Source organism: Curtobacterium sp. MCBD17_028 (genome assembly GCF_003234875.1).
Taxonomy (GTDB): Bacteria; Actinomycetota; Actinomycetes; order Actinomycetales; family Microbacteriaceae; genus Curtobacterium.
This window is the reverse complement of sequence record NZ_QKTQ01000016.1, coordinates 39,620-63,261: the sequence shown is the minus strand read 5'-3', so window position 1 is coordinate 63,261 and position 23,642 is coordinate 39,620. Positions and strand designations below refer to the sequence as shown.

The following is a 23,642-nucleotide window of genomic DNA, read 5'->3' as shown; positions in this document are numbered from 1 at the left end:
CTCGGGGCCGGGGCTGCCGGGCGGGGCGCGGCGGCGCCCGCTCCCGCAGCTCCTGCGCCCCGCCCGGCAGCTCCTGCGCCCCGCCCGGCAGCCGCCGGGGCCGGAGCCGGTGCTGCGGGGCGGGTCACGGGCTGGACCGCGGTGCCGACGCCGTCGACCACACCGCTGACGGTGTTCCCCACGGCGCCGAGCAGGGAGTGCGACGAGGTCGTGCCCGGGGTCGTCTCGGCCGCCGAGGCCGGCTTCGCCCCGAGGAGCAGTCCGAGCACGACGAAGGCCGCTGCGACGACGGTGCCGAGCAGGGCGAGCCGGACGAGCGCGATCCTGGGTGCGCGCAACGGCTTGTCCATGCGCTCACCTCCTGATCTGGCTGCGCACGACTGAGTGGTTGTCAGGGAATGTACTCCGGCTCGTGAGCGGGTCGACGAATGCCAGGGATCTCTCAGGTTCTCCGAGCGGCGGGCGCGACGCCGCCGCCGCTCGCGGAGCGTGCCGAGGGGACGCAGGCGCGCGAGCGTGTGGACCCACGAGCGCGGGTGGCTCCCGGGCCGACGCCGGGCTCCCGCGGCGTGGTGCCGGCAGCGGGCCGGTCAGTGCCGGAGGGTCTCCTTCGGGTACTCCCCGAACCGCGCCGCGTAGGCCGCCGAGAACCGGCCGAGGTGCAGGAAGCCCCAGCGGTTGGCGACCTCGGCGATCGTCGTCGTCGTGGCACTCCGCTCACGGAGCTCCGCGTGCACCCGGTCGAGGCGGACCTCCCGGATGTACGTGTTCGGGGTGACGTCGAACTGGCGCTGGAACGCCTGCTGCAGCGCCCGGAGGCTCAGGTTGGCCTCCTGCGCCAGGTCGGTGCTCGTGATCGGCAGGTGCGCGTTCTCGTGCACGTACTCGACGGCGCGGCGGATGTGCGCGTTCCGGGGGAGCAGCAGATCGCGCGGCAGCCCGTCCGTCTGCTGCGGGAACAGCTCGAGGAACGAGACCGCTCCGAGCCGACCCATCTCGGCCTGGAGGAGCGGGCTGGCCTCGCGGTCCAGGACCGTCTTCGAGATGAGCGACACCGTGTCCCGCCAGAGCTGCATCGCCCGGTCGCTCGGCTCCGCCGTGTGGTCGAACCGGACCGTCGGCGCGTCGAGCCCGCGCTCGGCCGCGACCTCCTCGACGGTGGTTCGTTTGATCTGCACGAGCTTCTGGTCGTAGTCCTCGAAGGCGAACCGGAAGGGGCGGTCCGACGGCCAGATGCGGGGCCGGTTCGGCAGGAGGTCGACCTCGTCGCGCCCCAGGTCGAGCCTGCCCGTACCGGACGTGATCCACTGGACCACGTAGTCGTCCCCGCGCGGCATCTCGCCCTCGAGGCGGCCGTGGAAGCGGACGTTCCGCAACGTCAGGTGGTCGTCGCCGACGACGCTGTACCGGAAGTCGAAGTCGTCGGCGGTGCGTTCAGCGCGCCACGATGCTCCGGCGTACTCCGCAGCGAGTACGTCGCGTGCCTCGTCGAGGTCGGCTCCTCGGAGGTCTTTGCGCACGCGGGATGCGCGGTCGTCAGTCATCATCCACCGCGCGCAGTGTCGCACATGCATGCAAACAATTCGTCGGCGCTGTCCGAAGAGCGCGGACGGGCCGCACACCCGGCCATCGCTCCGGGAGGACGCACGGCGCGTCCGACGCGCCCAGCGCCTCAGTGACCCTCGACCGTGTACACGGCGATGAGCATCGCGGCCGCTGACCGAGCGGACGACGCGGGACGGACCGACCCGTGGATGGCCGCCTCGACCTGCGCGCCCTCGGCGAGCAGGGACACGGCGTGCGCGAGGTGACCCGGCAGCCCCGCCCGGTCGCAGAGCTCGGCCAGGTACCGCTCGAACCAGGTCAGGTGCTCGTCCGCCAGTTGCGCGACGTCCGCATTCCGCCGACCGAGTTCCCCGTAGCCGTTGACGAAGGCGCAACCGCGGTAGGAGCGCTGCCGGAAGGTCGCCTCGAGGTACGAGAACACCGCGAGGATCTGGTCACGCGGGTCGGTGAACACGGACACCGCGGCGGTCAGGTCCGCGACCCAGGAACGGTGCCGGGCCTCCATGACGGCGACGACCAGCTGGTGCTTCGTCGGGAACTCGCGCCGCAGCGTCTCGAGCGGCAGGTCGGCGTCACGAGCGATCCGCCCCACCGACACCGGCCCGAACCCGCTCCGGTCGAACAGTCGGTCCGCGCTCGACAGGAGCCTCGAGCGGAGCTGCCGTTCGAGGATGGTGGTGTTCAGAGGAGGAGGCGTCATGGTGTGGGGTGTGCGGTGCGCCCCCGATGGTAGGGACGAGCGCTGAGCGCGTGCCCCGCCTGTCCGTGATGAGCGGGGACCGGCGTCGATCATCCAGGAAACGCTGGTCCTGGCCTCCGACCGTCACCGCGACCGCGCCGGCCGCGACGTTCCTCCACGTGTGGCGGTCGGGGTGGCGAGCGTCGGAGCGGCTGCACTACCGTGTGCACCACCGCGGGTGAGCGCTCACCCGCGACGCCCGACCCGCGGAGGAGCGGCATGAGCAGCATCGAGACCACCGGCGCGGACCTCCGCACGAACTGGGCCGGGAACGTCGCCTACCGGGCTCGCGAGGTGGTCAGGCCGACCACCCTCGACGAGCTCCGCACCGCCGTCACGAGCAACCCCCGGGTGACGGCGCTCGGCTCGCGGCACTCCTTCAACCTCGTCGCCGACACCGACGGCGTGCAGATCGCCCTCGGCGCGATGCCCGAGGTCATCGAGATCGACAGCGAGCGGCGGGTCGCCCGTGTCGCCGCCGGTCTGACCCACGCGCGCGCTGCCGCCGCCCTCGACGAGGCCGGGTTCGCCCTCGCCAACCTCGCATCGCTGCCACACATCTCCGTCGCGGGCGCCGTGGCGACCGGCACCCACGGATCCGGCGTCCGGAACGCGTCGCTCGCGTCGAGCGTCGTCGGTGTCGAGATCGTCCGTGCGTCCGGCGACGTCGAGGTGCTCGATGCCGACCACCCCGACCTCGACGCCCACCGGGTGGGCATCGGCGCGCTCGGCGTCGTCACCGCCGTCCACCTGGCGATCGAGCCCCGGTTCGACGTGGCCCAGCGCATCCACACCGGCCTGCCGTGGGAGGTCGTCGACGCCCGCTTCGAGGACGTCATGTCCGCCGGGTACAGCGTCAGCATGTTCACCGGGTACGTCCACGACGGCATCCGGCAGGTGTGGACGAAGCGCCGAGTCGACCGTGACGACCCCGTGGTGGACCTCGAGGACCTCGGCGCCATGCCCTCGACCTCGCCGCTGCACCCCGTCCCCGGGTCCGACAACGCCGGCGTGACCGAGCAGGCCGGCGTGCCCGGCCCGTGGCACGAGCGGCTCCCGCACTTCCGATCCTCGTTCACCCCGAGTGCCGGTGCCGAGATCCAGTGCGAGTACCTGCTGCCCGCGTCGGACGCGGTCCCCGCGATTCAGGCCCTGCGCGGCATCGGCGAGGCCATGGCGCCCGTGCTCTACGTCTCCGAGATCCGTCGCGTCGCCGCCGACACCGCGTGGCTCGCCCCGAGCAGCGAGCGGGACTCGGTCGCGTTCCACTTCACGTTCCACCGCGACCCCGAGGGCGTCGCGGCCGTGTTGCCCCTGATCGACGCGGCGCTCGCCCCGTTCGACGCCCGGCCGCACTGGGGCAAGGTCACCGCGATGCCGGCCGACCAGCTCCACGCGGTCTACCCGCGCCTCGGGGAGTTCGCGGCGCTCGCCGACCGGGTCGACCCCGAGCGGCGGTTCCGGAACCCGTTCCTGACCGAGGTGCTCGGCTGAGCGAGGGCACCCGCCGCCCGGCTGCCCGGCTTCCGTGACATCCGACGGTGCCGCTGTCGTTCGACCGCGGGACCGTCGACGCATGCTCGTGCGTCGGATGCAGCCGCATCAGGCGACTCGACCGGTGTCGAACGACAGCGAGTGTCGGGAACAGGCGGCGTTCTCGAGAACCGGGACGGAGGGCGGCTAGCGGTTCGGCGGCGCCGCGCTCGCCCGCTCCACGAGTGACACGGGGACGAGCCCCCCGTGGTCGGGCGCCGACCGCCCCTCGATCTCGGCGATCAGGGTGGACACCGCGCGCCGCCCGACCTCGTCGAACGACTGGTGCACCGTCGTGAGGGGCGGCCAGAACGAGTCGGCCTCGGGCATGTCGTCGAACCCGACCACGCTCAGGGTCCCGGGAACGGCACGCCCGGCCTCGTGTGACGCGCGGAGGATGCCGAGCGCGGTCTGGTCGTTCGCGGCGAAGACGGCGGTGATCTCCGGCCGGGCGGCGATCCGCTGCCCGGCGGTGTAGCCGGCGTCGGTCGTCCAGTCGCCCCGGATGACGTCGGGTACGGGACGCCCGGCCCGTTCGAGGGTGGCGCGCCACGAGGCCTCCCGGCGCATGGCGGAGTACGACGCGCGGGGTCCGCTGACGTGCCAGACGGTGTCGTGGCCCAGGTCGAGCAGGTACTGCGTGGCGATCCGGGCGCCCTCGGCCTGGTCGGTGTCGATCGTGGGGTGCTCGGCGGTGGCGGAGGAGTCGACCACGACGACCGGCACGCCGTCGGGCAGCGCGACCTCGGCGGCGTCGAGCACGTGCGACTCGATGATGATCACGACACCGTCCACGGCCTGTTCGGACAGTCGGGTGAACGCGGACCGGACCCCTGCCTCGGTGCGCCGGGCCATCGGGAGCAGGGTGATCGTGAAGTCGGCTGCGCCCGCGGCCTCGGCGATGGCCTCGAGCGTCCGCATGTTGCCGAACGACGCCAGGGTGAACAGGATCACCCCGATGGTGCGGAACCGCCCCGAGCGGAGGGCCCGAGCGGCACGGTTCGGCCGGTACCCGAGCTCGGCCATCGCACGACGCACGCGCTCCCGGGTGTCGTCGCTGACGTTGTCGAACCCGCGGGCGACGCGGGACACGGTCTGCATCGAGACCCCGGCGGCCTGCGCGACCGCGGCCAGTGACGGGGCCTTGCGGATCTCGGACGGGGTCTCCGTGCTCATCGGGGTCCCCTCCTGGCCCGCCGCGATCGGCCGGGTCCACCTCGTTCGGCCGCATCATCGCACGAACCGGGCCTCTGGTCACGATTCTGCGTCGGCGCTTGCATGTTGACGTTGCCATGCTACGGTGAACCGCGCGATGTTGACGTCAACATCTGCGGAGCACCGTCTGGACGAAGGAGTCGTATGACCGCGATCACCGCGCGCCGGGGAACGTCACCCGGCGGCCGGAACGGCGCCCGTGGCGGCGCCCGGGGCAAGGGCCGAGCCCGCCAGCGCTGGACCGGCTGGCTGTTCGTCGCGCCGTTCATGATCGTGCTCGTCGCGATGCTCATCGTGCCGATCGGCTACGCGCTCTGGCTCAGCCTGTTCCGCGACCAGCTCATCGGCGGCAACCAGTTCGTCTGGTTCGCCAACTACCTGCAGCTGTTCCAGGACGCCAAGTTCTGGGCCGGGTTCCTGCGCGTCGTCCTGTTCCTCGTGGTCCAGGTGCCGGTCATGCTCGTCCTCGCACTCGTCGCCGCACTCGCGCTCGACAGCGGTCGCCTCTACGGCTCGGCGTTCTTCCGCATCGGGGTGTTCCTGCCCTACGCGGTGCCGGGTGTCGTCGCCGCGCTCATCTGGGGCTTCATCTACGGCAACCAGTTCGGCCTGACCGGCGCTGCGAACAAGGCCCTGGGCATCGACCTGTTCGAGCCGTTCAGCCCGCACTGGGTGCTCGCGTCGATCGGCAACGTCGTCACGTGGGAGTTCCTCGGCTACAACATGCTGATCTTCTACTCCGCGCTCCGGGTGGTGCCGACCGAGCTGTACGAGGCGGCCGAGATCGACGGCGCCGGGCCGCTCCGCACGATCATGTCGATCAAGATCCCGGCGCTGCGCGGCTCGATCGTCATCGCCACGATCTTCTCGATCATCGGCAGCTTCCAGCTCTTCAACGAGCCGAACCTGCTCAAGACGCTCGCCCCGAACGTCATCGGCAGCGCATTCACCCCGAACATGTACGCCTACTCGCTGTCCTTCAGCGGTCAGCAGTTCAACTACTCCGCCACCGTCGCGATCGTCATGGGTGTCATCACCGCCGTGATCGCCTACGTCGTCCAGGTGCGCGGCACGCGAGCGGAGAACCGATGAGCGCCGTCCAGACCCCACCGCCCGTCACCATCGCGACCGAGGGCACACGCGGCCGCGACCCGCGTGCCCGCGCTCCCCGGGCCTCCCGTCCGGGTCGCCGGATCGGCGCCGGCTCGCCCAGGCCGCGCCGGAGCGGGCTGCTCACCGCCGTCATGGTGGTGTTCACCGTCTACTCGTTCGCGCCGCTCGCCTACCTGGTGATCAACAGCACGAAGACGCAGTCGTCGCTCCTGTCGACGTTCGGCCTCTGGTTCGGCGGACACTTCAACCTGATCCAGAACCTGCACGACACGCTGACCTACAACGGCGGGATCTTCCTGCAGTGGTTCGGCAACACCCTGCTCTACGTCGTCGTCGGTGCCGGCGGGGCGACGCTCCTCGCCACGGTCGCGGGCTACGGCATGGCGAAGTACGCGTTCCCCGGCCGCCGGGCCGTGTTCGCCATCGTGCTCGGCGCGGTCGCGATCCCGGGCACGGCGCTGGCCGTCCCGACGTTCCTGCTGTTCTCGCAGGTCGGCCTGACGAACACGCCGTGGGCGATCATCCTGCCGTCGCTCATCAGTCCGTTCGGGCTCTACCTGATCTGGACGTACGCGATCGACGCCATCCCGATGGAGCTCATCGAAGCCGCCCGCATGGACGGTGCCGGCGAGTTCCGGATCTTCTTCACGATCGGGCTCCGACTGCTCATGCCCGGCGTCGTCACGGTGCTGCTGTTCGCGGTCGTGGCCACGTGGAACAACTACTTCCTCCCGCTGATCATGCTGAGCGACCCCCGCTGGTACCCGCTCACGGTCGGCCTGAACCAGTGGAACGCGCAGGCCACCGGCGCCGCCGCCCAGCCGATCTACAACCTCGTCGTCACGGGTTCGCTGCTCACGATCATCCCGATCGTCGCCGCGTTCCTCTTCCTCCAGCGCTTCTGGCAGTCCGGCCTCGCGGCCGGGTCCGTCAAGGCGTGACTCCCCGCCCCGTCGGCCGGGAGGCCCGGGGCAGCACCCAGCACCACCGCACCCCTGCGATCCACAACGAAGTGAAAGGCATCACCATGCACAAGCGTCTCCGGCGCGGCCTCGCCGCCGTCGCCATCGGCGTCTCCGCCGCGGTCGCCCTCGTCGGCTGCGCGAGCGGCAGCTCGTCGGCCTCGGGCGGCAGCGCGAGCGACGTCTCCGCCGCGCTGAAGAAGGGCGGCACGATCACGTACTGGTCGTGGACCCCGTCCGCCAAGGCCCAGGTCGCCGCGTTCGAGAAGGCGTACCCGAAGGTGCACGTCAAGCTCGTCAACGCCGGCACCGGCACCGACGAGTACACGAAGCTCCAGAACACGATCAAGGCCGGCTCGGGCGCGCCCGACGTCGCGCAGGTCGAGTACTTCGCCGTCCCGCAGTTCGCGCTGTCGAACTCCCTGGCCGACCTCACCTCGTACGGGTTCGGCTCGCTCAAGGGCAAGTACTCCGCGAGCACGTGGGACTCGGTCGCCATGAACGGCAAGATCTACGGTCTGCCGCAGGACTCCGGCCCGATGGCGCTGTTCTACAACAAGCGCATCTTCGACCAGTACGGCCTCGCCGTCCCGAAGACGTGGAGCGAGTACGTCGCCGACGCCAAGAAGCTGCACGCGGCGAACCCCAGCGAGTACATCACCGCGGACAACGGCGACCCCGGATTCGCGACCAGCATGATCTGGCAGGCCGGCGGCACCCCGTTCACGACGAACGGCACGAAGGTGTCGATCGACCTGCAGGACGCGGGGAGCAAGAAGTGGACGTCGACCTGGAACCCGCTCGTCCAGGGCAAGCTCCTCTCGACCACCCCGGCCTGGAGCGACGACTGGTTCAAGCAGCTCGGCAACGGCCAGATCGCCTCGCTCATCACCGGCGCCTGGATGCCCGGCAACCTCGAGGCGAGCGCCCCGGCCGGCAGCGGTGACTGGCGCGTCGCCCCGATGCCCACCTACGACGGCAGCAAGGCCGTCACCGCGAACAACGGGGGCAGCTCGCAGGTCGTCATGAAGCAGTCGAAGAACCCCGCGCTCGCGGCGGGCTTCCTCAAGTGGCTCAACTCGTCGAGCGCGAGCACGAAGATCTTCGCCAAGTCCGGCGGGTTCCCGTCGACCACCGCCGACCTCGAGTCGTCGTCGTTCCTCAACGACAACCCGTCGTACTTCGGTGGCCAGAAGATCAACGAGGTCCTCGTCGACGCGTCGAAGAACGTCAAGTCCGGCTTCACCTACCTGCCCTACGAGGTCTACGCGAACAGCGTCTTCGCGGACACGGTCGGCCAGTCCTACCAGAACAACACGTCGCTCGACAGCGGCCTGCAGTCCTGGCAGAGCCAGCTCGTCAAGTACGGCAAGCAGCAGGGCTTCACGGTCTCGTCCAAGTGACCGAACGGTGCCCGGGCGCGCGTCGCCCGGGCACCGTCCCCTCCCATCCGAAGAAAGGCACGCTCATGCGTTTCGCCATCGGCCCCGACGACTTCCTGCTCGACGGCGAACCCCACCGCGTGCTCTCCGGAGCGCTCCACTACTTCCGCGTCCACCCCGACCAGTGGGCGGACCGGATCCACAAGGCCCGGCTCATGGGCCTCAACACCATCGAGACGTACGTCGCCTGGAACGCCCACGCGCCGTCGCCCGACACCTTCGACCTGACCGGCGGGCTCGACCTCGGCCGGTTCCTCGACCTCGTCGCCGCCGAGGGCATGCAGGCCATCGTCCGACCCGGTCCGTACATCTGCGCCGAATGGGCGAACGGCGGGCTGCCGTCGTGGCTCTTCGCCGACGCGAACGTCGGCGTGCGCCGGAACGAGCCCCGGTTCCTCGCGGCCGTGCAGGCGTACCTCGAGCGGCTCGCCCCCGTGCTCGTGCCCCGGCAGATCGACGCCGGCGGCCCGATCGTGCTCGTGCAGGTCGAGAACGAGTACGGCGCCTACGGCTCGGACCCGGCCTACCTCCGCGCGCTGCTCGCCATGCACCGCGACATCGGGCTCACCGTTCCGTTCACGAGCGTCGACCAGCCGATGGGCACGATGCTCGAGGACGGCACGATCCCGGGTCTCCACGCCACCGGCTCGTTCGGGTCCCGCGCGTCCGAGCGACTCGCGACCCTCCGAGGTGTGCAGCCGACCGGCCCGCTCATGTGCTCAGAGTTCTGGGACGGCTGGTTCGACAGCTGGGGCGAACACCACCACACGACCTCGGCGACCGACTCCGCCCGGGAACTCGACGCACTCCTCGCCGCGGGGGCGTCCGTCAACGTCTACATGTTCCACGGCGGCACGAACTACGGCCTGACGAACGGTGCGAACGACAAGGGCGTCTACCGACCGATCGCGACGAGCTACGACTACGACGCACCGCTCGACGAGGCCGGGCTGCCCACCCCGAAGTTCCACGCGTTCCGATCGGTCATCGAGCGGTACGCGCCCGTGCCGGACCTGCCGCCGGAGTTCGCCCCGGACGCGCCCGCCCCGGCCCCGGTGCCCGACGTCGCGATCCGGTTCGACCGTGCCCTGTCGCTCTGGAGCACCGTCGACGACATCGCCACGTGGACGCACCACGACGACGTCCCGACCGTCGACGCACTCGGGAGCGGCGCCGGCTTCGTGCTCTACCGCACCGAGGTCGACCTGCCCGCGGGCGGCGTCCTCACCGTCGAGGAGGTCCGCGACCGCGCCCAGGTGTTCCTCGACGGGCGACCGGTGGGCGTCCTCGAGCGCGAGCACCACGACCACGCGCTCGTCCTGCCGCCGGTGGGCCGCGCCGTGCTCGACGTCCTGGTCGAGGACCAGGGACGCGTCGACTACGGCGTCCGCATCGGGGAGCCCAAGGGCCTGGTCGGCCCGGTCACCGTCGACGGCGTCCCGCTGGCCCGGTGGTCCGTCACGCCGCTCGACCTGGTCGCGGCCGTCGCCGGGCCCGCGGACGGCCGGGAGGCCCGGCACGCGTCCATCCCGCAGCCCGCGTCCGCCGTCCCCGCCGCCGTCGCATCGCTCGGCCATCACCCGTCGGACGGCGCCGCGAAGCCTGCCGCAGTGTCCCCGGCTGCGGAGCCCGCCGCCGCGGTGTCCCCTGCCGCGGACGGCCTGCTCGGCGAGCACATGACGGAAGGGGTCGTGCTGACGGCGCCGACCCCGGCCCTCCCGGTCGTCGCCGCGCTCCGCGATGCCCGGCCCGACCCGGCCCCGACGCTCGCGGGGCCGACGTTCGCGCTCGCGACCGTCGAGCTCGACGCCGTGCGGGACCTGCACCTGGCGCTCGACGGGTTCGGCAAGGGCGTCGCCTGGGTGAACGGGTTCTGCCTCGGGCGGTACTGGTCGCGTGGCCCCCAGCGGACGCTGTACGTGCCGGCGCCCGTCGTCCGCGCGGGCCGCAACGAGGTCGTCGTGTTCGAGCTCGGTGCCGCCGCCCGCCGCGATGCGGTGTTCCGGGGCTCCGCGGACCTCGGGCACACGGAGGCCTGATCCCCGAACCGGCTGGTCTACTCCGTCACGGATGACCACATCGTCGTGTTGCAGGCGCGCGACCACTCCTGAGGTGACCGAGCCGGAGCGGTCGGTGTCGTGCTGATGGCACACGGCGTCCGGATCGCCGAGGCGCGACCGCTCCCATGACGCCTGTGAGGGCAGGGTCGCTGCCACCGCACGAGTCACACTCCGATCATCTGGGGCCGACGCCGGGCTCCGACGATGCGGCCCCGCACGAAGAGCACGACCGTCCGCCCGAGCACCTCACCGACGGCCATCAGCAGGAGCGCGTCCACCCACGCCGATTCCTCGATCCGGTGCTCGACGCTGAAGGTGGTGAGGTGCATCTGCCCGGCAGCCGAGTTCGCCCAGAGTTGGAACGCCAGGCGGAACCCCATGCCGAGCACCCACAGGGCGGCTGCCGCCGGTGTGGCCCGGGCGAACGGGTGACCATCCTTCCGCCAGACGCGCGTCAGAGCCGCGGCGCCGATCCCGAGCGTCACACCCACCGCCGGTCCGAGGAGGACGAGGAGGACCCCGTTCGCGGTCGTCGGGAGTGCGTGCCCGTAGTGGAGCACGGCCACGGCGACGAGTGCGATCGGCAGGAGGAGCTGCACGATGCCGAGCCGTCGTCCGCGGAGTTGCAGCACCACGAGTCCGAGCAGGGTGCCGTCGATGAGCCAGTCAGTGATCGTCATGCGGCAAGCCTCGCGATCTCCGCGCGGCTGGGGCACCACCCCGGGGTGGTGCCGGGGGTGGTGATGCGGCACCCGGTCGGGCGGGAGCCGGACCGGTCAGAACCGCGTGGTGCCCCGCAGCCGCCGCGGCCGCCCGTCCGGGTCCACCGCCAGCCGCGCGACCGCTCCGGCCCAGAGCCGCTGGACCGCCGAGATCGACTCGGGCGTGTGCTGCCGGACGTGCCCGACCGGCCGCGGTCCGGGCTCGCCGTCCTCGTGCCAGTGGTCGAGGGCACGAGCGGTGGCCTTCCACAGCGCGAGTCCGCCGGTCAGGTCCTGGAGCCGAGGGTCGTCCGGCGTCGTCCCGAGGTGCTCCGCCCACAGCTGGAGGCGCAGGTCGCGCGGCAAGGAGGAGTCCGGGCCGTCGTCCGGCCGCGCCGCTCCGTCGACCACGGCGCAGGTGAGCTCGCTGTCACTGGTCCAGGATCGGCGGTTGAAGTTGTCCGACCCGCACGTCATCCAGGTGTCGTCGACGATGCAGATCTTGGCGTGGATGTAGATCGGCGTGCCCGCGGTGTTCTCGAGGTCGAACACCCCCACCCGGTCCGGGGCGGTGCGCTGCAGGGCCCGCACGGCTCGGAGCTGCCCGATGCGGCTCGGTGGTCCGGCGAGGGGACCGTCGGAGTCGGGGTAGCGCGGCACGACGACGATGACGTGCAGGTCCGGGTTCCGCTCGAGCGCGTCCGCGATGCCGGTGGCGACCTCGGTGGACCACAGGTACTGGTCCTCGATGTAGATGAGTCGCCGCGCCCGCTCGAACGCCTTCGTGTACGCCCGGGCGACGCTCCGCTCGCCGGCGGGGGCGAACGGGAACGCCGGGCGCTTCACTCCGTAGGTGCGGAGGAGCTGGACCGCGTGCGTGCCGGCGGGCGGCGGCGGGGGTGCGGTCTCCGGCAGCGGCTCGGGGTGCCGCGGCATCCGTGCGAGGCGCTGCAGGAGCATCCGGTAGGGGTCCCGGTGGTCGAGCGGGTGCGGATCGTCCCACCGCTCGGCGAACACGGCGAGGACGTCGGCCACGACCGGTCCGTGGAGTTCGAGGGCGGCGTCGTGCCACGGCGGTCGGTCGCCGTAGCGGGGGTCCATCGAGAGCGCCTGCGGGTCACCGGCGTGGTCGGCGTCGTCCCGCCGGCTGTGGCAGAGGTCGATCCCGCCGACGAACGCGACGTCACGGGCCGGGTCGTCGCGGTGCCGGATGACGAAGAACTTCTGGTGGTGCGAGCCGAACACCCGCACGCGCTGGTCGAGGAGCACCTCGCCGCCGGCGTCGTTGACCTCGCGCCCCAGCAGCTCGTTCGACCTGCCGCTGATCGGCGAGGAGATCCGTTCGCCGTGCGATCGCCAGACCAGGCCGCGGACCTCGACACCGCCTCGGGCCAGGTCCGCGAGGAGTTCCCCGATCGTCGGCCCGTGGGGGAGCAGTCGCTCGTCCGCGTCGCCGCGCCAGTCCGTGAACCAGACCCGGTCGCCGGGCTCCAGCGCGGTGAGTTCCTCGTGCAGCCGGGCGAAGTACGGCGCGCCGTGCACGATCGGCACGACGAGGTTGCCCTCCGACCACGCCGGTTCGCCGTCGCGGTCGGCATGCACCGCGGTGGCCGTGTTGCCACGCTCGCCGGCGCGCAGGAACCAGTGGCGGGCGTCCTCGTACACGGTGGGAACACTACGGGAGGCGCTCCCGGGCGTCCCGTGCGTGCGCCGCACGAGGGCGTACCGCCGCGGGTCGTGTTGTGTGCGCACGGCCGGAGCCGGGATGCTGGCAGGGCGACGAGTCAGGAGTCCCGATGACGCACCTCCCGGTCCCCGATCAGGCCACCGCATCCTCCGTGCCGGACGCGGTGGTCCACCTGAGCAGCGGCGGGGTGAGCCTCGTGCTCGACGCGTCGTCCGGCCTCCTGCCCGCGGTCGTCCACTGGGGAGCCGCGCTCGGGTCGCTGACCGCGGACGACGTCGCGGCGCTGTCCGAGGCGGACGTCCCGCCGGTCGGCGGGAACGCCGTCGACGAGCCGGTGCGCGTCGCCGTGCTGCCCGAGGGGTGGACGGGATGGACCGGGAGGCCCGGGATCAGCGGCCACCGGAGCGGCCGGGACTGGTCGCCGCGGTTCCGCACGACGGCGGTCCGCCTGGAGGCCCGGGGGCACGAGGGCGCGCTGGCCGACTTCCGGGAGGTCGGGGCCGGCACCGTCACCGTGACCGCGGCGGACGAGGTGGCCGGGCTCGGGCTCGTGGTCGTCGTCGAACTGCTCGAGAGCGGCCTCGTGCGGCTGCGAGCCGAGGTCGAGAACACGGGTGCGGAGGAGTACACGCTCGACGACGTCACGCTCGCGCTGCCCGTGCCGTCGCGAGCGCGCGAGGTCCTCGACTTCGGCGGACGGTGGGGCGCGGAGCGGACACCGCAGCGGACCGAACTCGTGACGGGCATCCACGAGCGGCAGGGCCGCAAGGGCCGAACCGGTGCCGACGCGGCGACGGTGTTGAGCGTCGGGACGCCCGGGCTCGGGTTCGCCGGCGGTGAGGTCTGGGGCGTGCACACCGCGTGGAGCGGGAACCACCGGCACGCGGCGGAGCGCGTGTTCAGCGGCGAGCAGGTGCTCGGCGGTGGGGAGCTCCTGCTGCCGGGCGAGGTCCGGCTCGGCCCCGGCGCGTCCTACCGCACGCCGTGGGTGTTCGGCGCGTACGGGGTCGGTCTCGACGACCAGGCGTGGCGGTTCCACCGGTTCCTGCGCTCGCGCCCCCGACACCCGCGGCGGGACCGCCCGGTGACGATCAACGTGTGGGAGGCCGTGTACTTCGACCACGACCTGGGACGGCTGACGGACCTGGCGGAGCGTGCTGCCGGGCTCGGGGTGGAGCGGTACGTGCTCGACGACGGGTGGTTCCGCGGTCGCCGGGACGACACCCGCGGCCTGGGCGACTGGGTCGTCGACGAGGACGTCTGGCCGGACGGGCTGCACCCGCTCGTGGACCGCGTGCGCGAGCTCGGCATGGAGTTCGGCCTGTGGTTCGAGCCCGAGATGGTGAACGAGGACAGCGACCTGGCCCGCGCCCACCCGGAGTGGATCATGCAGACGGGGGCGCGCCTCCCGGTCCGCTCGCGGAACCAGCAGGTGCTCGACCTGGCGATCCCAGAGGCGTACGAGCACGTGCTGGGGCAGATGACGGCCGTGCTCGAGGAGTACGCGATCGCGTACGTCAAGTGGGACCACAACCGGGACCTCGTCGACGCGGGGCGGTGGCCGGGCGGTGAACCGGCAGTGCACGAGCAGACCCGGGCGGCGTACCGGCTCATGGCCACGCTGAAGGAGCGGTTCCCGGGACTCGAGATCGAGTCGTGCTCGTCCGGGGGCGGGCGGGTCGACCTCGGCGTCATCGAACACACGGACCGGGTCTGGGTCTCCGACTGCATCGACCCGCTCGAGCGCCAGCGGATGAACCGGTGGACGATGCAGCTCCTGCCGCCGGAACTGCTCGGGTCGCACGTGGCCTCGGGCGTGAACCACACGACGGGGCGGTGGCACGAGCTGTCGTTCCGTGCCGGGACCGCCCTGTTCGGCCACTTCGGGATCGAGTGGGACCTGGCGCGGGCGACGGAGCTCGAGCTCCGGGACCTCGGCGCGTGGATCGACCTGTACAAGCGGTACCGGGACCTCATGCACCGTGGGGAGCTCGTGCGGGTCGACCAGGTGGACCCGACGCTCAACGTGTACGGCGTGGTCGACCCCGCGCGGCGGGAGGCCCTGTTCTTCGTCGCCACGATCGGGCGGTCGGACGTGTCACCGCGGGGTCGCCTGACGTTGCCCGGCCTCGACCCGGCGACGCGCTACCGGGTCACCCCCGTGCTCGTCGGCGACCCCGAGGCGGGGGTGCAGCCCGCATCGTGGTGGGGGCCGGTCGTCGCTGCTGCCGATCCCGCCACGGCATCCGCCTCGAACCGCGTCCTTCCTGACGAACCCCGCGATGACGCGGTTCGAACGGACGGAGGCGGTGCAACGCCCACGGGTGCCACGGGTGCCACGGGTGCCACGGGTGCCGCGGGTGCCACGGGGACCAGCGTCGGCGACGGGACGGTCCGTCGGTTCCGCGGGACGGTCCTCCCGGGCAGCGCGCTCGCGTCCGCGGGGCTGCAAGCGCCCCTGATGTACCCGGAGCGCGTGGTGCTGCTGCACGTGACGGCCGAGGACTGACCGCCCCGGGTCACCGGACGCGGCGCTGCCCGGCAGGCGCGACGGCATCCCGCGGCACGGCGTGGATCGCGTTGTGTCCCTCGGGCTTCCGCCGTACACTCGGAGCCACTACAACGTTGTAACTGCGAACGAAGGAACACCGCAATGCCGCGCGTCCACCTCTCCCTCGACCCTGCGTTCACCATCGGCCCGGTCCGGCGTCGCCTGTTCGGCGGGTTCGTCGAGCACCTCGGCCGCCACGTCTACGACGGCATCCACGAGCCGAACCACCCCACCGCCGACGAGCAGGGCTTCCGGCAGGACGTCATCGAGCTCGTCAAGGAGCTCGGGGTCACGACGATCCGGTACCCCGGCGGCAACTTCGTGTCGGGCTACAACTGGGAGGACGGCGTCGGCCCGGTCGACCAGCGTCCCCGCCGCCTCGACCTCGCGTGGCACGCCACCGAGACGAACCAGGTCGGGCTGCACGAGTTCTCGCACTGGCTCGACCAGGTCGGCAGCGACCTCATGCTCGCGGTGAACCTCGGCACGCGCGGCACGAAGGAGGCCATCGAGCTCCTCGAGTACACGAACGTCCCCGGTGGCACCACGCGCTCCGAGGAGCGCAAGGCGAACGGGCGGGAACGGCCCTTCGACGTCCGCATGTGGTGCCTCGGCAACGAGATGGACGGCCCGTGGCAGCTCGGGCACCGCAACGCCGTCGACTACGGCAAGCTCGCTTCGCGCACCGCCAAGGCGATGCGCCAGATCGACCCCGACATCGACCTCGTCGCGTGCGGGTCCTCGGGCCGTGGCATGCCCACGTTCGGCGCCTGGGAGCGCGAGGTCCTCGAGCAGACGTACGACGACGTCGACTACATCTCCTGCCACGCCTACTACGAGGAGAAGGACGGCGACCTCGTCAGCTTCCTCTCGTCCGGTATCGACATGGACCAGTTCATCCGCTCGGTCGTCGAGACCGCGGACCACGTCAAGGCCGCCCGGAAGTCGGACAAGACGATCGAGATCTCGTTCGACGAATGGAACGTCTGGTACATCACCGACTGGGAGGCGCAGCAGAAGACGTACACGATCGACGAGTGGCCGATCGCGCCGCGGCAGCTCGAGGACATCTACTCGGTCGCCGACGCGGTCGCCTTCGGCGGGCTCATGATCACCCTGCTCAACCACGCCGACCGGGTCGCCTCGGCCAGCCTCGCGCAGCTCGTCAACGTCATCGCCCCGATCATGACCGAGCCGAACGGCCCGGCCTGGCGGCAGACGACGTTCTTCCCGTTCTCGCTCACGTCGCAGCTCGCCCAGGGCCAGGCGCTCAAGGTCGCGATCGACGGCGACACGATCGACACCCCGGTCTACGGTGCCGTCCCCGTGGTGGACGCCGCTGCGACGACCGACGGTGAGCGCACGTCGGTGTTCCTCATCAACCGGAGCACCGACGCGGCGACGACCGTCACGCTCGACCTCGGCCGGCTCGGCACGAGTGCGACCGGCTCGGTCAGCGCCCAGGGCATCTGGGACGACGACGTCTACGCCAAGAACACGCTCGAGGACACCGAGCGCGTCGGCCTCCGGACGAACGACACCGCGACGTTCGAGGACGGCACGCTCACGATCGAGCTGCCGGCGACGTCGTGGACGGCGGTGACCATCGGCTGATCCGACCTGGCGGGGTGCGGGTCGGTCCCGCACCCGGCCAGGGCTCGGTCGCCGATGCCGGAACGGTACGGTGCACACGTGACAGCAACCCCGGAGCGGAGCGTGACGCGCTCGCCGACGATCTTCGACGTCGCCGAGCGCGCCGGGGTCTCCCACCAGACGGTGTCCCGCGTCATCAACGGTGACGCGACGGTGCGGGCGCCGTTGCGCGAGCGCGTGACCGCGGCGATCGCCGAGCTCGGGTACCGACCCCGTGCCGCCGCCCGGGCCCTCGCGAGCCGGACGAGCCGCGCCCTCGGTGTCGTGTCCACGGGCGGTGCCCTGCACGGTCCCACGAGCACCGCGCTCGCGTTCAACCAGGCGGCCCGTCGTGCCGGGTACCACGTGCTCACCGCGACGCTCGACCGGGCGGAACCGGAGTCGATGCGCGACGCCGTCGAGACCCTCCTGGCGCAGGACGTCGCCGCGATCGTCCTCGTCGCCGCGGACTCCACCGCGACCGACGCCCTCGCCGCGCTCCCGGTGGCCCCGCCGGTCCCCGTCGTCATCGCGAACGGTCGCGCCGGCCAGGTCGCGGGGTGGACCGCGGTCGCGATCGACCAGGCTGCCGGCGCGGAACTCGCCGTGCGGCACCTGCTCGACCGGGGGCGGCGCCGGATCGCGCACCTCACAGGCCCGGAGGTCTCGCAGGAGGCCGTGGTCCGCCGCGACACGTACGAGCGACTCGTCCGCGAGGCCGGGTTCGAACCGCTCGTGCTGGCGGGTGACTGGACGCCCGAGAGCGGGTACGACGCCGGGCTCGCGCTCGACCGGGACACGGTCGACGCGGTGTTCTGCGGGAACGATCAGATGGCGCTCGGCGTGCTCCACGCGTTCGCCGACCGGGGTGTCCGCGTGCCCGAGGACGTCGCCCTCGTCGGCTTCGACGACATCCCCGAGGCGGCGCACTTCACCCCGCCGCTCACCACCGTGCGGCAGGACTTCGCATCGCTCGGCGAACGCGTGCTCGAGGCCGTCCTCGTCGTGCTCACCGGTGGTGCGGTGACCGACCGGACGGTCGAGCCGGAGCTCGTCGTGCGCACGTCGACGTAGCCCGCACCCCCGGTCCTGACCGGCCCACCCACCCGATCCGTGCCTCCCGGCCTTGCCGAAGTGAGCGCTCACATGGCACGATCACACCATGACGAAGGAGTCGCCCATGCCCGATGACGACCAGGCGCGCCAGCGCCACGCCGACGACGTCAGCGAGGGTCGCGCGACCCTCGGGATCGAGCTCGGCTCCACCCGCATCAAGGCGACCCTCGTCGGCGCCGATCTGCTGCCGATCGCATCGGGCAGCCACGAGTGGGAGAACGAGTTCGTCGACGGCCGGTGGACGTACCCGCTCGACGCCGTCTGGTCGGGCCTCCAGGCCTGCTACGCGGACCTCGTGTCCGACGTCCAGGACCGGTTCGGGGTGCGCCCCACGCGCTTCCGGGCCATCGGCGTGTCCGCGATGATGCACGGCTACCTGGCGTTCGACGCGGACGACGAACTGCTCGTCCCGTTCCGGACCTGGCGCAACACCTCGACCGGCGCGGCGTCCGCCGAGCTGACCGAGGCGCTCCAGTTCAACATCCCGCTCCGTTGGTCCGTCGCGCACCTGTACCAGGCGGTCCTCGACGACGAACCGCACGTCGCCGACATCGCGTCGCTGACGACGCTCGCCGGGTACGTGCACTGGAAGCTCACGGGGCGTCGGGTGCTCGGCGTGGGGGACGCGTCGGGCGTGTTCCCGATCGACCCCGCCACCGGCACCTACGACGCCGGCATGCTCGCCACGGTCCAGGAGCGCGTCGGACGGCGGGCCGCGCACCTCGACCTCGCGGCCGTGCTCCCCGAGGTGCTCCCCGCCGGACGGGAGGCGGGGCACCTGACCGCGGACGGCGCACGACTGCTGGACCCGACCGGCTCGCTGCAGGACGGCATCCCGCTCTGCCCGCCCGAGGGGGACGCGGGTACCGGCATGGTGGCCACGAACGCGGTCGCGCCGCGCACCGGGAACGTGAGCGTCGGCACGAGCATCTTCGCCATGGTCGTGCTCGAGGAACCCCTCACCGCCGCGCACCACGAGCTCGACGTCGTGACGACGCCGTCCGGTGACGCCGTCGCGATGGTGCACTGCAACAACGGCGCGAGCGAGCTCGCCGCCTGGGCGCGGGTGTTCGGCCGCTTCGCCGAGGTCACCGGGTCGCCGGTCGAGCCGGACCGGGTGTACGCGGCGCTGCTCGCGGAGGCCCTGGACGCGGACCCCGACGCCGGTGGCCTGCTGTCCTCGAACTACCTGTCCGGCGAGCCGGTGACGGGCGTCGAGGAGGGGCGACCGCTCCTCGTCCGCAGTCCCGCGGGTCGGTTCACGCTCGGCAACCTCATCCGGGCCGAGGTGGACGCGGCGTTCGCGACCCTGCGCATCGGCATGGACGTCCTGGCGGGCGAGGGAGTCGCGGTCGACCAGCTGCTCGCCCACGGGGGCCTGTTCCGGACGCGCGGGCCGGCCCAGCAGTTGCTGGCCGCCGCGTTGCGGGTGCCGATCGCCGTCGGGGCGACCGCGGGTGAGGGCGGCCCGTGGGGCATGGCGGTCCTCGCCGCGTACCTCGAGGCCGCCGACGAGCGGTCCCTGGCCGAGTACCTGGCCACCGAGGTCTTCGATGGCGACACGGTCGACGTCGTGCAGCCAGCGGCCGAGGACGTCGCGGGCTTCGCCACGTTCCTCGAGCGGTACCGGGCCGGCCTGGCCCTGCAGCCGGTCGCGGTCGCGGCCACACCGGCCGGCACGAGTGACGGCGACGCCGTCGCGAACGGCGACACCCCGAACGAAGGAGCAACCCCATGACCGAGGACACCCCCGTGTCCGGCGACGCCGTGTCCGACGACGTCCGTGCCGCCGTGCAGGCGACCCGCGAGAAGGTCGCCGCCCTGCACAGCGAGCTGACCCGGAACGGACTCGTCGTCTGGACGGGCGGCAACGTGTCGGAGCGCGTGCCCGGCGCCGACCTGTTCGTCATCAAGCCGTCCGGCCTGACGTACGACGAGCTCCGTCCCGAGAACCAGATCGTCTGCACCCTCGACGGCGTGCCCGCCGACGGTTGGGGCAACGAGCACGGTCCGTCGAGCGACACCGCCGCGCACGCCTACGTGTACCGCCAGATGCCGAGCGTCGGCGGCGTCGTGCACACCCACTCGACCTACGCCACCGCGTGGGCCGCACGGGGCGAGGAGATCCCGTGCGTCATCACCGCGATGGCGGACGAGTTCGGCGGGCCCATCCCGATCGGTCCGTTCGCGATCATCGGTGACGACTCGATCGGCCGCGGCATCGTCGCGACGCTCGAGGGGCACCGCTCGCGCGCCGTGCTCATGCAGAACCACGGGGTGTTCACCATCGGCAAGGACGGCCGCGACGCGGTCAAGGCGGCCGTCATGGCCGAGGACGTCGCCCGCACCGTGCACATCAGCCGGCAGCTCGGCGACCCGCTGCCGATCGACCCCGCCGACATCGACCGGTTGTTCGACCGGTACCAGAACGTCTACGGACAGGAACCCAAGGGAGCGATGCAATGACGCAGATCGACAGCGGACTCGACGGATACCAGATCTGGTTCCTGACCGGGAGCCAGGGGCTCTACGGGGAGGAGACCCTCCGCCAGGTCGCGGAGCAGTCGCAGGCGGTGCACGCGCAGCTCGCGGCGCAGGTGCCCGTCGAGCTCGTGTGGAAGCCGGTGCTCACCGACCCGGACTCGATCCGCCGCGCCCTCATCGAGGCGAGCGCGGACGACCGTGTCATCGGGGTCACGACGTGGATGCACACGTTCAGCCCGGCGAAGATGTGGATCGGGGGGCTCGGTGCGCTCACGAAGCCGTTGCTGCACCTGCACACACAGGCGAACGTCGAGCTGCCCTGGGGCGAGATCGACTTCGACTTCATGAACCTCAACCAGGCCGCGCACGGCGACCGCGAGTTCGGCTACGCGCTGGCCCGCATGGGGGTCGCGCACGCCACGACGATCGGCCACGTGTCGGATCCGCGCGTCGTGGCCGAGGTCTCGGCCTGGGCCCGTGCGGCCGCCGCCTGGGCCGCTGTCCGGTCGCTCAAGCTCGCGCGCTTCGGTGACAACATGCGGTACGTCGCCGTCACCGAGGGTGACAAGACCGAGGCCGAGATCGCGCTCGGCGTCCAGGTGAACACCTGGGCCGTCAACGAGCTCGCCGACGCGGTCGCCGACGTCGACGACACCGACGTCGACGCCCTCGTGGCCTCGTACGAGGAGGAGTACGAGGTCGTCGCCGAGCTCCGTCGCGGTGGCGAGCGCCACCAGTCCCTCCGTGACGGTGCCGCGATCGAGCTCGGGCTCCGCTCGTTCCTCGAGGCCGGTGGGTTCGGTGCGTTCACGACGAACTTCGAGGACCTCGGCGCGCTCAAGCAGCTGCCGGGCCTCGCGGTGCAGCGGCTCATGGCCGACGGCTACGGGTTCGGTGCCGAGGGCGACTGGAAGACCGCCGTGCTCGTCCGCGCGATGAACGTCGCCGGGGCCGGGCTCCCCGGCGGCGCCTCGCTCATGGAGGACTACACGTACGAGCTCACGCCGGGTCGCGAGAAGATCCTCGGCGCGCACATGCTCGAGGTCTCGCCGACGTTGACGGCCGCACGCCCCACGCTCGAGATCCACCCGCTCGGCATCGGCGGCAAGGACGACCCCGTGCGCCTCGTGTTCACGGCCGATCCGGGTGAGGCCGTCGTCGTCGCGATGTCCGACGTCCGCGACGGCTTCCGCCTGACGGCCAACGTCGTCGACGTCGTCGAGCCCGACGCGCCGCTGCCGCACCTGCCCGTCGGCCGCGCCGTCTGGGAGCCCCGGCCGTCGTTCCCCGTCGCCGCCGAGGCCTGGCTCGCCGCGGGTGCCGCCCACCACACCGTCATGACGAACGCGGTCGGGCTCGACGTCGTGGAGCGCTTCGCGACGATGGCCGGGACCGAGTTCGTGGTGATCGACGAGCACACCACGATCCGCGAGTTCCGGCAGGAGCTCAAGGTGCAGCAGGTGTGGCACCGCCTCGACCGGGGGTTCTGAGCCTCCCACTCAGAACGCACGACACGCCGTGTGCACCCGAGTGCACACGGCGTGTCGTGCACTCTGGGCAGGGTCGGCGTGACCCCCGGATGCGGGGTTCCCAGGTGATTCGGATGATCGCGGCGCCCAATGCCGCCGATCCGCGCGGTCATGGCGATCCCGGGGTGTCGTTCCGCTCAGGCTGCGCGCCCGACCGAGGGGTGGACCGATCGTTCCCGGTTGAGTCCGCGTCGAGCGGTACCTATCGTGGCCGAGGTCGTCCCGGGGGTGGGGAACGACGGTGGCCGCCCCAGGCGGTTGCACCAACGAGGCCGGACGCGCGCGAACAGCTGCCCCGCGACGGAACCCTCGACCTGACCGCAGATCGGCCGGGGTGGGCAGCGGTCGTCCGACGATCGTCGGCGTGCGCGGCCCCGTGAGGAAGCACCACACCATGAAGAAGTCCATCCGTACCCGCGCGCTCGTCAGCGGGCTCGCGTTCGCCGGCCTCGCCGTCACGGGCGTCGCCCTGGCGGCACCCGCCAACGCGGCCTCCGAGTCGACCTGGGACCAGATCGCCCAGTGTGAGAGCAGTGGCAACTGGGCCACCAACACCGGCAACGGCTACTCCGGCGGCCTCCAGTTCTCCCAGAGCACCTGGGCCGCCAACGGCGGGACCGGGACCCCGGCGTCCGCCAGCAAGTCGGAACAGATCGCGGTCGCGAACCGGGTGCTCGCGTCGCAGGGCTGGGGCGCCTGGCCGGCGTGCTCGTCCCGGCTCGGTCTGAGCGGCACCGAGGGCGCGTCCGCTCCCGCGGCGACCACCTCGACCGCTCCGTCGTCGACCACCTCCACCGCGCCGTCGGCCGCCTCGTCCACCGCGACGTCGAGCGCGGCGACCTCGAGCGCGCCCGTCGCGGCACCGTCCGCACCCGCGGCGCCGTCGATCCCGTCCGTGGCGACGAGCGGCAAGACGTACACGGTGCTCTCGGGCGACACGCTCAACACGATCGCCACGAAGCTCGGCGTGAGCGGCGGGTGGACGCGCCTCGCTGGTGCGAACACGCGCACCGTGACCGACGTCGACCTGATCTACCCGGGGCAGGTCCTGCAGCTCCCGGCCTGATCGCAGGCGCCGCTCGGTCCGCACCACGCGCGGACCGAGCGGGACACGACGGACGGGACCCGGGCGACCGGGTCCCGTCCGTCGTTCCGTTCGGCGTGGACACCGCCGTGTCGACGCCCTGTCCGGCTCGTCCTCCACATCGGCCGGTGCATGAACGCTGTCCACCATCTCGGCTCGGCACCTTGTCGGCGGGCGTGCTTCCCGGCCATCATCGGAGCACGCGCCGCGGGGTGCGCAGGAGCACGA

The 23,642-nt window shown here is 72.0% G+C and carries 17 protein-coding genes and 1 pseudogene; 12 read left to right on the top strand and 6 right to left on the bottom strand.

Annotated elements, in window-relative coordinates; genetic code table 11:
• The 3 genes and pseudogenes from DEI86_RS16630 to DEI86_RS14120 all read right to left on the bottom strand — a co-directional run.
• Positions 1-350, bottom strand: a pseudogene (locus DEI86_RS16630) (hypothetical protein); the annotation flags it as partial.
• Between the two features lie 240 nt (positions 351-590).
• Positions 591-1,520 carry an AraC family transcriptional regulator gene (locus tag DEI86_RS14125; protein ID WP_181434586.1) on the bottom strand — a complete coding sequence of 310 codons (930 nt, stop codon included), beginning with the start codon at positions 1,518-1,520 and terminating at the stop codon, positions 591-593.
• Between the two features lie 152 nt (positions 1,521-1,672).
• Positions 1,673-2,266 (bottom strand): TetR/AcrR family transcriptional regulator, encoded by a 594-nt coding sequence (locus DEI86_RS14120; RefSeq protein WP_181439791.1) that lies wholly within the window; start codon positions 2,264-2,266, stop codon positions 1,673-1,675.
• Positions 2,267-2,524: 258 nt separating this feature from the next.
• Between DEI86_RS14120 and DEI86_RS14115 the strand changes: the two genes are divergently transcribed.
• Complete coding sequence (locus DEI86_RS14115) at positions 2,525-3,799, top strand: FAD-binding protein (RefSeq protein ID WP_111049942.1); 1,275 nt, start codon at positions 2,525-2,527, stop codon at positions 3,797-3,799.
• A 186-nt stretch (positions 3,800-3,985) separates the two neighbouring features.
• On the opposite strand, the gene DEI86_RS14110 is transcribed toward DEI86_RS14115, so the two are convergent.
• Positions 3,986-5,014 (bottom strand): LacI family DNA-binding transcriptional regulator, encoded by a 1,029-nt coding sequence (locus DEI86_RS14110; RefSeq protein WP_111011212.1) that lies wholly within the window; start codon positions 5,012-5,014, stop codon positions 3,986-3,988.
• 183 nt (positions 5,015-5,197) lie between these two features.
• Here DEI86_RS14110 and DEI86_RS14105 point away from each other — a divergent pair, with 183 nt between their 5' ends.
• The 4 genes from DEI86_RS14105 (at position 5,198) to DEI86_RS14090 (ending at position 10,609) form a co-directional block, all read left to right on the top strand.
• Positions 5,198-6,145, top strand: coding sequence for a carbohydrate ABC transporter permease (locus DEI86_RS14105; RefSeq protein WP_111011213.1), 948 nt, complete (start codon positions 5,198-5,200; stop codon positions 6,143-6,145).
• Positions 6,142-7,107, top strand: coding sequence for a carbohydrate ABC transporter permease (locus DEI86_RS14100; protein ID WP_111011214.1), 966 nt, complete (start codon positions 6,142-6,144; stop codon positions 7,105-7,107). The genes DEI86_RS14105 and DEI86_RS14100 overlap by 4 nt, the downstream gene beginning before the upstream one ends.
• Positions 7,108-7,193: 86 nt before the next feature.
• On the top strand, positions 7,194-8,531 hold the full coding sequence (locus tag DEI86_RS14095) for a sugar ABC transporter substrate-binding protein (protein WP_111011215.1): 1,338 nt from the start codon (positions 7,194-7,196) through the stop codon (positions 8,529-8,531).
• A gap of 65 nt (positions 8,532-8,596) precedes the next feature.
• Entirely contained in the window at positions 8,597-10,609 is a 2,013-nt protein-coding gene (locus DEI86_RS14090) for a beta-galactosidase family protein (protein WP_111049941.1), read from the top strand.
• A 185-nt stretch (positions 10,610-10,794) separates the two neighbouring features.
• Here the strand turns inward: DEI86_RS14090 and DEI86_RS14080 are convergent, their stop codons facing one another.
• On the bottom strand, positions 10,795-11,310 hold the full coding sequence (locus DEI86_RS14080; RefSeq protein WP_111027343.1) for a hypothetical protein: 516 nt from the start codon (positions 11,308-11,310) through the stop codon (positions 10,795-10,797).
• A gap of 96 nt (positions 11,311-11,406) precedes the next feature.
• Positions 11,407-12,996: a phospholipase D-like domain-containing protein gene (locus tag DEI86_RS14075; RefSeq protein WP_220038528.1), complete on the bottom strand. Its 1,590-nt coding sequence runs from the start codon at positions 12,994-12,996 to the stop codon at positions 11,407-11,409.
• A gap of 131 nt (positions 12,997-13,127) precedes the next feature.
• Between DEI86_RS14075 and DEI86_RS14070 the strand changes: the two genes are divergently transcribed.
• From DEI86_RS14070 to DEI86_RS14040, 7 genes are all read left to right on the top strand, one after another.
• Complete coding sequence (locus tag DEI86_RS14070) at positions 13,128-15,527, top strand: alpha-galactosidase (protein ID WP_181439790.1); 2,400 nt, start codon at positions 13,128-13,130, stop codon at positions 15,525-15,527.
• Between the two features lie 144 nt (positions 15,528-15,671).
• Entirely contained in the window at positions 15,672-17,183 is a 1,512-nt protein-coding gene (locus DEI86_RS14065) for an alpha-N-arabinofuranosidase (RefSeq protein WP_111027502.1), read from the top strand.
• Between the two features lie 78 nt (positions 17,184-17,261).
• Positions 17,262-18,275: a substrate-binding domain-containing protein gene (locus DEI86_RS14060; RefSeq protein WP_258368731.1), complete on the top strand. Its 1,014-nt coding sequence runs from the start codon at positions 17,262-17,264 to the stop codon at positions 18,273-18,275.
• A 106-nt stretch (positions 18,276-18,381) separates the two neighbouring features.
• Positions 18,382-20,055 (top strand): xylulokinase, encoded by a 1,674-nt coding sequence (locus DEI86_RS14055; RefSeq protein WP_111027522.1) that lies wholly within the window; start codon positions 18,382-18,384, stop codon positions 20,053-20,055.
• Positions 20,052-20,783, top strand: a complete 732-nt coding sequence (locus DEI86_RS14050; protein WP_111012084.1) for an L-ribulose-5-phosphate 4-epimerase — start codon at positions 20,052-20,054, stop codon at positions 20,781-20,783. The genes DEI86_RS14055 and DEI86_RS14050 overlap by 4 nt, the downstream gene beginning before the upstream one ends.
• Entirely contained in the window at positions 20,780-22,291 is a 1,512-nt protein-coding gene (gene araA / locus DEI86_RS14045) for an L-arabinose isomerase (RefSeq protein WP_111049939.1), read from the top strand. Before DEI86_RS14050 ends, araA begins: the two co-directional genes overlap by 4 nt.
• Positions 22,292-22,724: 433 nt before the next feature.
• Positions 22,725-23,396, top strand: a complete 672-nt coding sequence (locus DEI86_RS14040; protein ID WP_111027523.1) for a transglycosylase family protein — start codon at positions 22,725-22,727, stop codon at positions 23,394-23,396.
• Positions 23,397-23,642: the final 246 nt, after the last annotated feature.

Coding starts and splice junctions, on each gene's coding strand:
- DEI86_RS14065 (WP_111027502.1), top strand. CDS start 15,672: ATGCCGCGCGTCCACCTCTCCCTCGACCCTGCGTTCACCATCGGCCCG.
- DEI86_RS14070 (WP_181439790.1), top strand. CDS start 13,128: ATGACGCACCTCCCGGTCCCCGATCAGGCCACCGCATCCTCCGTGCCG.
- DEI86_RS14105 (WP_111011213.1), top strand. CDS start 5,198: ATGACCGCGATCACCGCGCGCCGGGGAACGTCACCCGGCGGCCGGAAC.
- DEI86_RS14050 (WP_111012084.1), top strand. CDS start 20,052: ATGACCGAGGACACCCCCGTGTCCGGCGACGCCGTGTCCGACGACGTC.
- DEI86_RS14080 (WP_111027343.1), bottom strand. CDS start 11,310: ATGACGATCACTGACTGGCTCATCGACGGCACCCTGCTCGGACTCGTG.
- DEI86_RS14055 (WP_111027522.1), top strand. CDS start 18,382: ATGCCCGATGACGACCAGGCGCGCCAGCGCCACGCCGACGACGTCAGC.
- DEI86_RS14090 (WP_111049941.1), top strand. CDS start 8,597: ATGCGTTTCGCCATCGGCCCCGACGACTTCCTGCTCGACGGCGAACCC.
- DEI86_RS14115 (WP_111049942.1), top strand. CDS start 2,525: ATGAGCAGCATCGAGACCACCGGCGCGGACCTCCGCACGAACTGGGCC.
- DEI86_RS14110 (WP_111011212.1), bottom strand. CDS start 5,014: ATGAGCACGGAGACCCCGTCCGAGATCCGCAAGGCCCCGTCACTGGCC.
- DEI86_RS14095 (WP_111011215.1), top strand. CDS start 7,194: ATGCACAAGCGTCTCCGGCGCGGCCTCGCCGCCGTCGCCATCGGCGTC.
- DEI86_RS14120 (WP_181439791.1), bottom strand. CDS start 2,266: ATGACGCCTCCTCCTCTGAACACCACCATCCTCGAACGGCAGCTCCGC.
- DEI86_RS14100 (WP_111011214.1), top strand. CDS start 6,142: ATGAGCGCCGTCCAGACCCCACCGCCCGTCACCATCGCGACCGAGGGC.
- araA (WP_111049939.1), top strand. CDS start 20,780: ATGACGCAGATCGACAGCGGACTCGACGGATACCAGATCTGGTTCCTG.
- DEI86_RS14040 (WP_111027523.1), top strand. CDS start 22,725: ATGAAGAAGTCCATCCGTACCCGCGCGCTCGTCAGCGGGCTCGCGTTC.